Source organism: Enterobacter wuhouensis, from assembly GCF_035835995.1.
Classification (GTDB): Bacteria; Pseudomonadota; Gammaproteobacteria; order Enterobacterales; family Enterobacteriaceae; genus Enterobacter; species Enterobacter wuhouensis.
In genome coordinates this window covers 491,217-504,185 of sequence record NZ_CP142124.1, presented here as the reverse complement: position 1 = coordinate 504,185, position 12,969 = coordinate 491,217, and the positions used below count along the sequence as shown (strand labels likewise).

Here is a 12,969-nt window from a genome sequence, read left to right as displayed (position 1 = left end):
GATATTTTTGAGATGAAGAAGATTTGGAGCGGGAAACGAGACTCGAACTCGCGACCCCGACCTTGGCAAGGTCGTGCTCTACCAACTGAGCTATTCCCGCTTGGGTGGTGCATGCTTTAGAAGCATTATCAAATTTTGGAGCGGGAAACGAGACTCGAACTCGCGACCCCGACCTTGGCAAGGTCGTGCTCTACCAACTGAGCTATTCCCGCTTGGGTGGTTCATGCTTTAGAAACATTATCAAATTTTGGAGCGGGAAACGAGACTCGAACTCGCGACCCCGACCTTGGCAAGGTCGTGCTCTACCAACTGAGCTATTCCCGCAAATCTGTACTGCTTTTGTTGCTGTCGTAACGTGTAATTCTCTGTCGTTACGGGAGGCGCATTATACGAGAAATCCGTTTAGCTGCAACCCCCCTGAAAGCGTTTTTTTGGAAATTCAGTTCAAATGCTTATTTAATCGGCAAGCTGAACAATTTAACGACAAAAACCCGGTCACGCAAGGTGCCGGGTCTCAAATCAGAGCTTGATAAAGTTTTCGCGGTAGTAGGAAAGCTCCGCCACGGACTCACGGATATCGTCCATCGCCTGGTGGGTCCCCTGTTTTTTAAAGCCGTCGAGGATTTCTGGCTTCCAGCGTCGCGCCAGCTCTTTCAGGGTGCTGACATCAAGGTAGCGGTAGTGGAAGTAAGATTCCAGCTCCGGCATGTACTTAAACAGGAAGCGGCGATCCTGACCAATGCTATTGCCGCAGATAGGCGATTTGCCAGCAGGAACCCACTGCTTCAGGAACTCGAGGGTCGCCAGCTCTGCTTCGCGATCGCCCTGGGTGCTGGCCTTCACGCGGTCCACCAGCCCGCTGCCGGTATGGGTACGCACGTTCCAGTCGTCCATCAGCGCAAGCTGGTCATCAGACTGATTTACCGCAATGGTCGGCCCTTCCGCCAGGATATTGAGATTCGCATCGGTGACCAGCGTGGCGATCTCAATAATGCGATCGCGCTCGGGATCCAGCCCGGTCATTTCAAGATCGATCCAAATCAGGTTGTTTTCGTCCGCGCTCATGTTATTTTCCACCCTTCTCGCATAACCGGCTATAGCAGGTTAACTAGTATTAATTAGAGTGTATCATAGAGGTTTTGCCCACTATGGGCGACCAGGAGCCAGCGCGATTGAGTAAAAATAAACTCTCCAAAGGGCAGCAGCGCCGCGTAAACGCCAACCACCAGCGCCGTCTTAAAACCACTTCGGAGAAGCCGGATTATGACGACAACCTGTTTGGTGAAGCGACTGAAGGCGTCGTCATTAGCCGTTTTGGTATGCATGCCGATGTCGAATCCGCCGACGGAGATATTCACCGTTGCAATATCCGTCGCACTATCCGTTCACTGGTGACCGGCGACCGCGTGGTCTGGCGTCCGGGTAAAGAGGCCGCTGAAGGGGTCACGGTTAAAGGCATCGTTGAAGCCGTACATGAACGTACGTCAGTGCTCACCCGCCCGGATTTTTACGACGGCGTGAAACCCATTGCCGCCAACATTAACCAAATCGTTATCGTTTCGGCGATTTTGCCTGAGCTTTCGCTCAATATTATCGACCGTTATCTGGTTGCCTGCGAAACGCTGCAGGTTGAACCGATCATCGTATTGAACAAGATCGATCTGCTGGACGACGACGGCATGGCCTTCGTTAACGAGCAGATGGATATCTACCGCAAGATTGGTTATCGCGTACTGATGGTCTCCAGCCACACCAAAGATGGCCTGAAGCCGTTAGAAGAGGCGCTAACCGACCGCATCAGCATCTTTGCGGGGCAATCCGGCGTGGGCAAATCGAGCCTGCTGAACAACCTTCTCGGCCTCCAGCAAGAGATCCTGACCAACGATGTCTCCAACGTGTCGGGACTGGGTCAGCACACCACCACCGCCTCACGTCTGTATCATTTCCCGCACGGTGGCGACGTGATCGACTCTCCGGGCGTGCGTGAATTTGGCCTGTGGCATCTTGAGCCGGAACAAATCTTCAACGGATTTGTCGAATTCCATGATTATTTAGGCGCTTGCAAATATCGCGACTGTAAACACGATAACGACCCGGGCTGCGCCATCCGCGAAGCGGTTGAGAACGGCGAAATTGCAGAGACCCGCTTCGAAAACTATCACCGCATTCTGGAAAGCATGGAAGACGTAAAAACGCGTAAAAACTTTTCTGATTCGGATAACTGACAACTAAGCTAAGCATCGCTAAAATCGTCCCCTTTTTTCAGGTTCCGGCTGTCTTAAGCCGGATCAGGAACGACAAAACAATGGCCTGGAGGCTACCTTGTTAAACTCATTTAAACTTTCGCTTCAATACATTCTGCCAAAACTGTGGCTCACTCGCCTGGCGGGCTGGGGCGCGAGCAAACGAGCGGGCTGGCTGACCAAACTGGTCATCGACCTGTTCGTGAAATACTACAAGGTCGACATGAAGGAAGCGCAGAAGCCGGACACTGCAAGCTATCGCACCTTCAACGAATTCTTCGTCCGCCCGCTGCGTGACGAAGTACGCCCGCTCAACACCGATCCTAACGTGCTGGTCATGCCTGCTGATGGCGTTATCAGCCAGCTCGGTAAAATCGAAGACGACAAAATTCTGCAGGCGAAAGGCCACAACTACAGCCTGGAAACGCTGCTGGCGGGCAACTACCTGATGGCAGACCTGTTCCGCAATGGTACGTTTGCCACCACCTACCTGTCTCCGCGCGACTACCACCGCGTGCACATGCCGTGTAACGGTATCCTGCGCGAGATGATTTACGTCCCGGGCGACCTGTTCTCGGTAAACCACCTGACCGCGCAGAACGTCCCGAACCTGTTTGCCCGTAACGAGCGCGTCATCTGCCTGTTTGATACTGAATTTGGCCCAATGGCGCAGATTCTGGTGGGTGCTACCATTGTAGGCAGCATCGAAACCGTCTGGGCGGGCACCATCACCCCTCCGCGTGAAGGCGTGATCAAGCGCTGGACCTGGCCAGCCGGTGAGGCAGAAGGCTCCGTTGCGCTGCTGAAAGGCCAGGAGATGGGTCGCTTCAAGCTGGGTTCTACCGTAATTAACCTGTTTGCACCGGGTAAAGTTAACCTGGTTGAACAGCTGGAAAGCCTGTCGGTCACCAAACTGGGCCAGCCGCTGGCGATGTCTACCGAAACCTTCGTGACGCCGGACGCAGAGCCTGCGCCGTTGCCGGAAGAAAAGATCAAAGCCGAGCACGACGCCAGCCCGCTGGTTGACGACAAAAAAGACGAAGGCTAACAACAGAAGGATCGCTGACGTGCGCCCGATTATCGTACTACTGATGGCCTGGTGCCTCAGCATGGGGGCGTACGCAGCGACAGCCCCCGACGCCAAACAGATAACCCAGGAGTTGGAGCAGGCCAAGGCGGCGAAACCCGCACAGCCGGAGACCGTCGAGTCGCTCCAGTCTGCCCTGAACGCGCTTGAGGAGCGAAAAGGCTCGCTCGAGCGCGCTCAGCAATATCAGCAGGTTATCGACAACTTCCCAAAATTATCCCAGACGCTACGCTCGCAGCTGAATAACCTGCGCGACGAACCGCGCGATGTTCCTGCGGGCTTAACCTCCGATGCGCTAAACCAGGAGATCCTGCAGGTCAGCAGCCAGCTTCTGGAAAAGAGCCGCCTGGCGCAGCAGGAACAGGAGCGCGCGCGTGAAATCGCCGACTCGCTTAGCCAGCTTCCTCAGCAGCAAACCGACGCCCGCCGCCAGCTAAACGAGGTGGAACGTCGCGTGGGCACGCAGTCTGGCAATTCAGCACAAAGCCAGGCGCAAAATCTTGGGATTCAGGCTGAATCCGCCCGACTTAAAGCGCTGGTTGATGAGCTCGAGCTGGCGCAGCTTTCGGCCAACAACCGTCAGGAGCTGTCGCGCATGCGCGCCGAGCTGGCGCAAAAGCAGAGCGAGCAGCTTGATGCCTATCTTCAGGCCCTGCGTAATCAGCTGAACAGCCAGCGCCAGCGTGAAGCCGAACGTGCGCTAGAAAGTACAGAACTGCTCGCAGAAAACAGCGAAAACCTGCCTGCCGGGATTAACGAGCAGTTCCGGGTTAACCGCGAACTTTCTGCCGCGCTGAACCAGCAGGCGCAGCGCATGGATCTGGTGGCCTCCCAGCAGCGTCAGGCGACCAATCAAACGTTGCAGGTGCGTCAGGCACTCAACACCCTGCGCGAACAGTCACAGTGGCTGGGATCGTCCAACCTTCTCGGCGAAGCGTTGCGCGCTCAGGTTGCCCGCCTGCCGGAGATGCCGAAGCCGCAGCAGCTAGATACCGAAATGGCACAGCTGCGCGTTCAGCGCCTGCATTTTGAAGATCTTCTTAACAAGCAGCCGCAAATCCGCCAGATCCGTCAGGCGGACGGTCAGCCGCTCACCGCTGAGCAAAACCGTATTCTTGAAGCCCAGCTGCGTACCCAGCGTGAACTGCTGAATTCACTCCTGCAGGGCGGCGATACGCTGATACTGGAGCTGACGAAGCTGAAAGTGTCGAACAGCCAGCTGGAGGATGCGCTGAAAGAGGTCAACGAGGCAACGCACCGTTACCTCTTCTGGACGTCCGACGTGCGTCCAATGACCTTCTCGTGGCCGATAGAGATTGTGCAGGACCTGCGCCGGCTGATTTCACTCGACACCTTCAGCCAGCTGGGTCAGGCCAGCGTAATGATGATCACCAGCAAGGAGACCATCTTCCCGCTGCTGGGGGCGCTGATCCTTGTCGGGTTCAGCATTTACTCCCGCAGACACTTCACGCGCTTTCTGGAACGCTCCAGCGCCCGCGTGGGCAAAGTGACGCAGGACCATTTCTGGCTGACGCTACGCACCGTATTCTGGTCGATTCTGGTGGCCTCACCGCTGCCGGTGCTGTGGATGACGCTGGGATACGGCCTGCGCGAAGCCTGGCCCTTCCCGCTTGCCGTGGCCATTGGCGATGGCGTCACCGCCACCGTACCGCTGCTGTGGGTGGTGATGATTTGCGCCACCTTTGCGCGTCCTAACGGCCTGTTCGTTGCCCACTTTGGCTGGCCGCGCAGCCGCGTCGCGCGCGGTATGCGTTACTACCTGATGAGCATCGGCCTGATTGTGCCGCTCATAATGGCGCTGATTATGTTTGATAACCTCAACGACCGTGAATTCTCCGGCTCGCTGGGGCGTCTGTGCTTTATGTTGATATGCGGCGCGCTGGCGATGGTGAAACTCAGCCTTAAGCGCGCCGGAATACCGCTCTATCTGGATAAAACCGGCAGCGGCGATAACATGTTTAACCGCCTGCTGTGGAACCTGATGCTTTCCGCACCGTTGGTCGCGATTCTGGCGGCAGCCGTGGGCTATCTGGCGACGGCGCAGGCGCTGCTGGCGCGCCTGGAGACCTCCGTCGCCATCTGGTTCCTGCTGCTGGTGATCTACCATGTTATCCGCCGTGGAATGCTTATCCAGCGTCGCCGCCTGGCGTTCGATCGCGCCAAACACCGCAGGGCGGAAATTCTCGCCCAGCGTGCGCGGGGCGAAGAAGAGCCAAACCACGTCAACAGTACGGAAGGGGCAACGGATGCCGATGAGGTCGAAATCGATCTGGATGCTATCAGCACCCAGTCATTGCGGCTGGTGCGCTCCATCCTGATGCTGGTTGCCCTGCTGTCGGTGATCTTCCTGTGGTCGGAGATCCACTCCGCGTTTGGCTTCCTTGAGAACATTTCGCTGTGGGACGTAACGTCGACGGTGCAGGGTGTTGAAAGCCTGGAGCCGATTACGCTGGGTGCGGTGCTGATCGCTATTCTGGTACTGATTATCACCACCCAGCTGGTGCGAAACTTCCCGGCGCTGCTTGAGCTAGCGCTCCTGCAGCATCTGGATTTAACCCCCGGCACGGGCTACGCCATTACCACAATCACCAAGTATCTGATCATGCTGTTTGGGGGGCTGGTAGGCTTCTCGATGATTGGTATCGAGTGGTCAAAACTGCAGTGGCTGGTCGCGGCCCTGACCGTCGGCCTGGGCTTTGGTCTGCAGGAGATCTTCGCCAACTTCGTTTCCGGCCTGATCATCCTGTTTGAAAAACCCATACGCATTGGCGACACGGTGACCATTCGCGATCTGACCGGTAGCGTCACCAAAATCAACACCCGCGCCACCACCATCAGCGACTGGGACCGTAAAGAGATCATCGTGCCGAACAAAGCGTTCATCACCGAGCAGTTTATCAACTGGTCGCTGTCCGACTCCGTCACGCGCGTGGTGCTTACCGTACCGGCGCCGTCGGATGCCAACAGCGAAGAGGTGACGCAGATACTGTATACCGCGGCAGAGCGCTGCTCGCTGGTGATCGACAACCCGGCGCCGGAAGTGTTCCTAGTCGACCTGCAGCAGGGGATTCAGATTTTCGAGCTGCGTATCTATGCCGCCGAGATGGGACACCGTATGCCGTTGCGCCATGAGATCCACCAGCTGATTCTGGCTGGCTTCCGCGAGCACGGAATTGATATGCCGTTCCCACCGTTCCAGATGCGTCTGGAAAGTCTGGGGGGGAATAAAATGGGAAGGACGATCTCGTCCTCAGGACGTAAACGTTCGGCAGGAAGTTTGTAGCTCAGAGCCCTCCCATTCGGGAGGGCTTTTTTATTCACTACGCGACGTTCACCGCGAAAGCCGTCGAGCGCCGACGGTAATTCTCATAAATCCCCATCGCCAGCAGCGAGAAGAAGATCGGGCCACCGACCATCCACAGCGCGCTGTTCCAATCATTTGCCTCAATGACCGGCTGAATAACGGTAAAGATATTCGCGAATGCGACCACCAGCACCACCACCGTCGTCGCCAGCAGCGTTGTCACGCGGGTTTTGAAAATCACAAACGGACGCTCCAGATCCTGCTTCGCCTTGAAGAAGGGGAATGCCAGCGTCAGGAAAAGGTAAGGCAGCGTCATTGACACGTTCGCCATCAGGGTCAGCTTGTTGTAAAACGCAGACGCCGTATCCCCGCCAAACGACACCAGCAGGATAAATACGCAGACCAGCAAACACTGCATCCACATGGCGTTAGCGGGCATCCCGGCGGTATTCAGCTGCGTCATGCGCGCTGGCCACAGCGCTTTAGGCGTGCCCTGAATGATGGCTTTCAGCGGGGAGTAGATGAGCGTAAAGAACGCGCCGGTATAGGCAAGGAACATCGACAGTCCGGTGATACGCGCAAACCAAACGCCCATCACCGCCGCTGCATCCGGCGTCAGGTTCATCGCCTGCCCCAGCGTCATTCCCAGGCTTTTCATCAGCACGTAGGTGATGTTGCCAAGGTTGGTGGTGTTATTGCTCAATACCTGCTGCCAGTTGGTGCTGACTCCCCACAGGAAAATCGCCAGTGAATAGCCGATTGAGATAACAATGGCCGCAAAAATGATCCCTTTGGCAAAATTCTTTTCCGGGTTTTCCGTCTTATCGACCAGGCCGCCCACGGCTTCGATACCGCCATAGGCAAAGATGGCAAATACCACAAAGGAGAGCATGGCAAGGCCAGACTGATAGCTCGGATTTGGGGATGAAACGAAATTCACCTCCTGCGCAAAATGCCCGCCGTTCAGGCACAGAATGGCGATGCTCACCAGCAGAAGAACCAGGTTCAGGCACATCACAGAGATGCCGCCCACGGCGGTGATCCGGGCAATTTTGTTGATGCCCTTAGACGCCACCAGCGTTACCACAACCATCCAGCACACTGCCAGAATGCCCACGACCTGCGTGGAGCTGAGGCCAGCCAGCGACCAGACCTGAGTTTTATCGGCACCGAAAACAAAGGTCGAGAACGGAACCCAAACTTTTGCAGCCGTGCTCACCATCCAGACGACGTAGGAGGAGAACCACATAAAGGTGCCGATAAACGCATAGCGCGGGCCAATGCTGTTATTCATCCACGAGTAGATGCCGCCCTCTTCTTTCCGATAGGCCGACCCCATTTCCGCCATCATCAGCGCAAACGGGATAAAGAAGAACAGCGCAGAGACGATATAAAACGGCGTCGCACTGTAGCCCATTAAATAGAAGGCAGACGGGCTGTTGGCGAAGCCAAAAACTGACGTGAAGATCATCAGGATGAGCCCGGTAAGGGTCATCTTTTTGAGTGAGTGAGACATATAACCATCCGAAGGAGAATTAAGCTGCGCGGATGGTAGCAGATGACCAGACAGAAATTGTGGCTATGCGAGGCAAACTAAGAAAAAGGCCTGTGTATAGAGAAATTGGCAGTTTTTAATGTTGTCGTGCGGAAATGGAAAGGTTAATTGACAGGAATGGCAGGCCGGGTAAGCGCAGCGCCACCCGGCCTTTTTTTAGGCGCGATCGACCGTAAAGGCTATCACGTCGCCAAGCTGCTCGGCATTCAGCGCCAGCATCACCAAACGATCCACGCCCAGCGCCACGCCCGAGCAGTCCGGCAGGCCGGCTTTTAAGGCTTCCAGCAGGTTGGTATCGATCGGCTGCTGGGGCAGGCCGCGGGCATTACGCTTGCGGTTATCCTGCTCAAAACGCTGCTGCTGTTCGCGCGCGTCGGTCAGCTCGTGGAAGCCGTTCGCCAGCTCGATGCCTTTGTAATAGACCTCAAAACGCTCCGCCACGCGGTGATCTTCCGTGCTGATCTGCGCCAGCGAGGCCTGGCTTGCCGGGAAATGATAAACAAACGTTGGACGATCCTTGCCAATCTGCGGTTCCACGCCAAAGGTAAACAGCAGCTGCAGCAGCGTATCGCGGTCCTCTTCGGTATCCGCCACGTTGCTCAGATCGAGCTTTGCCGCCACGTCACGCAGCTGGGCTTTGTCCGCCGACAGCGGGTCGATTTCCAGATGACGCTGGAAAGCCTGCTGATAAGAGAGTGTTTCCGCTTCTGAGCAGTCCAGCACCTGCTGCAGCAAATCGTCCACCTCGTTCATCAGGCGGTACATATCGTAATGCGGACGATACCACTCCAGCATGGTGAATTCCGGGTTGTGGTGACGGCCCATCTCTTCATTACGGAAGCTGCGGCACAGCTGGTACACCGGGCCACAGCCCGCCGCCAGCAGGCGCTTCATGTGGTATTCCGGGCTGGTCATCAGATACAAATTCATACCCTGAGAATGGCCAGGGCCAACAAAACGGGTTTCAAACGGGACCAGATGAATATCCGTTACCGTTGCCTGACTCATGCACGGGGTTTCCACCTCCAGGACGCCGCGATCGGCAAAAAAGCGGCGAATTTCCGCCATGATTGCCGCGCGTTTTAGCAGGTTTGGGATGGATGCGCTCGGCTGCCAGGTGGCCGTTTCGCTCATGAGTTTTTCTCCGATTTCAGACAAGGGCACGAAGTCTACTCGTTAGCAGTGGCGGAGACAAATTTTGCGCAGTAAAAGCCCCATATTCATCATGACGAAAAATAACGTGACGGAATTCATCAATCACGATGATAAATCAGCGCACAGAACAGCAAAAAAATCGAACACGTCAAATTTCCCCGACATCCATACGGTTATACTCTTTTACCCATAAAGGAGCAGTGGAAACGCTTTCGCAATCGTCCGTTCGGGCAGCTGAACTACCTTTAGTTCTACGCGTTGCGGAAAAACAAAAATCTGGAGGAATGTCGTGCAAACTTTTCAAGCCGATCTTGCCGTTATAGGTGCTGGCGGAGCTGGATTACGTGCTGCGATTGCTGCAGCACAGGCTAATCCGAACGCTAAAATCGCACTGATTTCAAAAGTCTATCCGATGCGCAGCCACACGGTTGCTGCAGAAGGAGGGTCCGCCGCCGTTGCGCAGGATCATGACAGCTTCGAATACCATTTTCACGACACGGTTGCAGGGGGCGACTGGCTTTGCGAACAGGATGTCGTTGACTACTTCGTTCATCATTGCCCAACGGAAATGACCCAGCTTGAACAGTGGGGATGTCCGTGGAGCCGCCGTCCGGACGGCAGCGTCAACGTTCGCCGCTTCGGCGGAATGAAGATTGAACGCACCTGGTTCGCCGCCGATAAGACCGGCTTCCACATGCTGCACACGCTGTTCCAGACCTCCCTTCAGTTCCCACAAATTCAACGCTTTGACGAGCACTTCGTGCTCGACATTCTGGTCGACGACGGTGAGGCACGCGGCCTGGTGGCGATGAACATGATGGAAGGCACGCTTGTCCAGATCCGCGCGAAAGCCGTGGTGATGGCAACCGGCGGCGCGGGCCGCGTGTACCGCTACAACACCAACGGCGGCATCGTTACCGGTGACGGCATGGGCATGGCGCTGAGCCACGGCGTGCCGCTGCGGGATATGGAGTTCGTGCAGTATCACCCAACCGGCCTGCCGGGCTCCGGCATTCTGATGACGGAAGGCTGCCGCGGTGAAGGCGGTATTCTGGTTAACAAAAACGGCTACCGCTATCTGCAGGATTACGGCATGGGCCCGGAAACCCCGCTCGGCGAGCCGAAGAACAAATACATGGAGCTCGGCCCGCGCGACAAAGTGTCCCAGGCCTTCTGGCACGAGTGGCGCAAGGGCAACACCATCTCCACGCCGCGCGGGGATGTGGTTCACCTCGACCTGCGCCACCTCGGCGAGAAGAAACTGCTGGAGCGTCTGCCGTTCATCTGCGAGCTGGCGAAAGCTTACGTGGGCGTCGATCCGGTGAAAGAGCCGATTCCGGTACGTCCAACTGCGCACTACACCATGGGCGGTATCGAAACCGACCAGCAGTGTGAAACCCGCATCAAAGGTCTGTTCGCCGTGGGTGAATGTTCTTCCGTAGGCCTCCACGGCGCGAACCGTCTGGGCTCTAACTCGCTGGCTGAGCTGGTCGTCTTTGGCCGCATGGCGGGCGAGCGCGCGATGGAGCGTGCCGCAACGGCGGGCGAAGCCAACGGTGCCGCGCTGGATGCGCAGGTCGCAGACGTTGAAAAACGCCTGAAGGACCTGGTGAACCAGGAAGGCAACGAGAACTGGTCGAAGATCCGCGACGAGATGGGTCTGTCGATGGAGGAAGGCTGCGGTATCTACCGTACGCCGGAGCTGATGCAGAAAACCGTCGACAAGCTGGCGGAGCTGCAGGAGCGCTTCAAGCGCGTGCGTATCACCGACACCTCCAGCGTGTTCAATACCGACCTGCTCTACACCATCGAGCTGGGCCACGGCCTGAACGTGGCGGAATGTATGGCCCACTCGGCGCTGGCGCGTAAAGAGTCGCGTGGGGCCCACCAGCGTCTGGACGAAGGCTGTACCGAACGTGATGACGTCAATTTCCTGAAACACACCCTCGCCTGGCGCGATGCGGATGGCACAACCCGTCTGGACTACAGTGACGTGAAAATCACCACGCTGCCACCGGCGAAACGCGTGTACGGTGCAGAAGCAGAAGCCGCCGAGAAGAAGGAGAAGGCGAATGGCTGAGATGCAAAAGATGAAAGTCGAAGTGGTGCGCTACAACCCGGAAGTGGACGCCGCACCGCACAGCGCTTTCTATGAAGTGCCTTATGACGAGCAAACCTCTCTGCTGGATGCGCTCGGCTACATTAAAGATAACCTGGCGCCAGACCTGAGCTACCGCTGGTCCTGCCGCATGGCGATCTGCGGCTCCTGCGGCATGATGGTCAACAAGGTGCCAAAGCTGGCGTGTAAAACCTTCCTGCGTGAGTACACGAAAGGCATCAAGGTTGAAGCGTTGGGGAACTTCCCGATTGAGCGCGATCTGGTGGTCGACATGACCCACTTTATCGAAAGTCTGGAAGCCATTAAGCCGTACATCATTGGCAACCCGCGCACGCCGGACCAGGGTCCAAACACCCAGACGCCTGCGCAGATGGCGAAGTATCATCAGTTTTCCGGCTGCATCAACTGCGGCCTGTGCTACGCCGCGTGTCCGCAGTTTGGCCTGAACAAGGAGTTCATCGGCCCGGCCGCCATTACCCTGGCGCACCGCTATAACGAAGACAGCCGAGACCACGGTAAAAAAGAACGCATGGCGCAGCTTAACAGCCAGAACGGCGTCTGGAGCTGTACTTTCGTGGGCTATTGCTCCGAAGTCTGTCCAAAGCACGTCGACCCGGCTGCCGCCATTCAGCAGGGTAAAGTGGAAAGCTCGAAAGACTTTCTTATCGCGACCCTGAAACCACGCTAAGGAGTGCATGATGACGACTAAACGCAAGGCCTATGTGCGGCCAATGCCGTCCACCTGGTGGAAGAAGCTGCCGTTTTATCGCTTCTATATGCTGCGTGAAGGCACGGCGGTTCCGGCTGTCTGGTTCAGCCTTGAGCTGATGTATGGGGTTTTCGCCCTCAAACACGGTCCGGAAACCTGGGCCAGCTTTGTCGGTTTCCTGCAAAATCCGATCATCGTTGTCCTGAACCTGATCGTGCTCGCGGCCGCGCTGCTTCATACCAAAACCTGGTTTGAGCTGGCGCCAAAAGCGGCGAACATCATCGTTAAAGGCGAGAAAATGGGGCCAGAGCCAGTCATTAAAGGGCTTTGGGCGGTGACGGCTGTGGCCACTGTGGTCATTCTGTTTGTCGCACTGTTCTGGTAAGGAGACTACTGTGATCAATCCAAATCCAAAACGCTCTGACGAGCCGGTCTTCTGGGGCCTGTTCGGCGCAGGCGGCATGTGGAGCGCCATTATCGCGCCAGTGATTATTCTGCTGGTGGGGATTATGCTGCCGCTGGGGCTGTTCCCGGGCGATGCGCTGGGCTACGAGCGCGTGTTGGCTTTCGCGAGCAGCTTTATCGGTCGCGTGTTCATCTTCCTGATGATCGTCCTGCCGCTGTGGCTGGGCCTGCACCGTATTCACCATGCGATGCACGATCTAAAAATCCACGTTCCGAACGGCAAGTGGGTGTTTTACGGTCTGGCAACCATCCTGACCGTGGTGACGCTGATTGCGGTCGTCACTATCTGACGCATCTGGCCCGCCACCCGG

Annotated in this window: 10 protein-coding genes and 3 tRNA genes; 7 read left to right on the top strand and 6 right to left on the bottom strand. The window is 56.6% G+C overall.

Annotation, left to right across the window (positions count from 1 at the left end):
• Window positions 1-24: 24 nt before the first annotated feature.
• The 4 genes from VPX56_RS02465 to orn all read right to left on the bottom strand — a co-directional run bounded on the left by VPX56_RS02465 (window position 25) and on the right by orn (window position 1,065).
• Window positions 25-100: transfer RNA gene (locus tag VPX56_RS02465), tRNA-Gly, on the bottom strand.
• A 36-nt stretch (window positions 101-136) separates the two neighbouring features.
• Window positions 137-212, bottom strand: a tRNA-Gly gene (locus VPX56_RS02460).
• A 36-nt stretch (window positions 213-248) separates the two neighbouring features.
• Window positions 249-324, bottom strand: a tRNA-Gly gene (locus VPX56_RS02455).
• A gap of 195 nt (window positions 325-519) precedes the next feature.
• Entirely contained in the window at window positions 520-1,065 is a 546-nt protein-coding gene (gene orn / locus VPX56_RS02450) for an oligoribonuclease (RefSeq protein ID WP_131634205.1), read from the bottom strand.
• Between the two features lie 107 nt (window positions 1,066-1,172).
• Between orn and rsgA the strand changes: the two genes are divergently transcribed.
• The 3 genes from rsgA (at window position 1,173) to mscM (ending at window position 6,634) form a co-directional block, all read left to right on the top strand.
• A complete protein-coding gene (rsgA, locus tag VPX56_RS02445) occupies window positions 1,173-2,225 on the top strand; it encodes a small ribosomal subunit biogenesis GTPase RsgA (RefSeq protein WP_010427739.1) in 1,053 nt (350 codons plus the stop codon).
• 97 nt (window positions 2,226-2,322) lie between these two features.
• Window positions 2,323-3,291, top strand: a complete 969-nt coding sequence (asd, locus tag VPX56_RS02440; protein ID WP_326469652.1) for an archaetidylserine decarboxylase — start codon at window positions 2,323-2,325, stop codon at window positions 3,289-3,291.
• A 19-nt stretch (window positions 3,292-3,310) separates the two neighbouring features.
• Window positions 3,311-6,634 carry a miniconductance mechanosensitive channel MscM gene (gene mscM / locus VPX56_RS02435; protein ID WP_131634207.1) on the top strand — a complete coding sequence of 1,108 codons (3,324 nt, stop codon included), beginning with the start codon at window positions 3,311-3,313 and terminating at the stop codon, window positions 6,632-6,634.
• Between the two features lie 37 nt (window positions 6,635-6,671).
• Here mscM and yjeM read toward each other — a convergent pair whose 3' ends face one another.
• Entirely contained in the window at window positions 6,672-8,171 is a 1,500-nt protein-coding gene (yjeM, locus tag VPX56_RS02430) for a glutamate/gamma-aminobutyrate family transporter YjeM (protein ID WP_263611444.1), read from the bottom strand.
• Window positions 8,172-8,366: 195 nt separating this feature from the next.
• A complete protein-coding gene (gene epmA, locus VPX56_RS02425; protein ID WP_131634208.1) occupies window positions 8,367-9,344 on the bottom strand; it encodes an elongation factor P--(R)-beta-lysine ligase in 978 nt (325 codons plus the stop codon).
• 310 nt (window positions 9,345-9,654) lie between these two features.
• On the opposite strand from epmA, the gene frdA reads away from it, so the two are divergent.
• Genes frdA through frdD form a run of 4 tightly spaced genes read left to right on the top strand, consistent with a single transcriptional unit; the run spans window position 9,655 to window position 12,948 of the window.
• Complete coding sequence (gene frdA, locus VPX56_RS02420) at window positions 9,655-11,445, top strand: fumarate reductase (quinol) flavoprotein subunit (RefSeq protein ID WP_326469647.1); 1,791 nt, start codon at window positions 9,655-9,657, stop codon at window positions 11,443-11,445.
• Window positions 11,438-12,172 (top strand): succinate dehydrogenase/fumarate reductase iron-sulfur subunit, encoded by a 735-nt coding sequence (locus VPX56_RS02415; protein WP_023310124.1) that lies wholly within the window; start codon window positions 11,438-11,440, stop codon window positions 12,170-12,172. The genes frdA and VPX56_RS02415 overlap by 8 nt, the downstream gene beginning before the upstream one ends.
• A 10-nt stretch (window positions 12,173-12,182) precedes the next feature.
• Window positions 12,183-12,578, top strand: coding sequence for a fumarate reductase subunit FrdC (frdC, locus tag VPX56_RS02410; protein WP_326471939.1), 396 nt, complete (start codon window positions 12,183-12,185; stop codon window positions 12,576-12,578).
• Window positions 12,579-12,588: 10 nt separating this feature from the next.
• The gene (gene frdD, locus VPX56_RS02405; RefSeq protein WP_131634211.1) at window positions 12,589-12,948 is read left to right on the top strand and encodes a fumarate reductase subunit FrdD; all 360 of its coding nucleotides are present in this window, start codon (window positions 12,589-12,591) and stop codon (window positions 12,946-12,948) included.
• Window positions 12,949-12,969 lie beyond the last annotated feature (21 nt).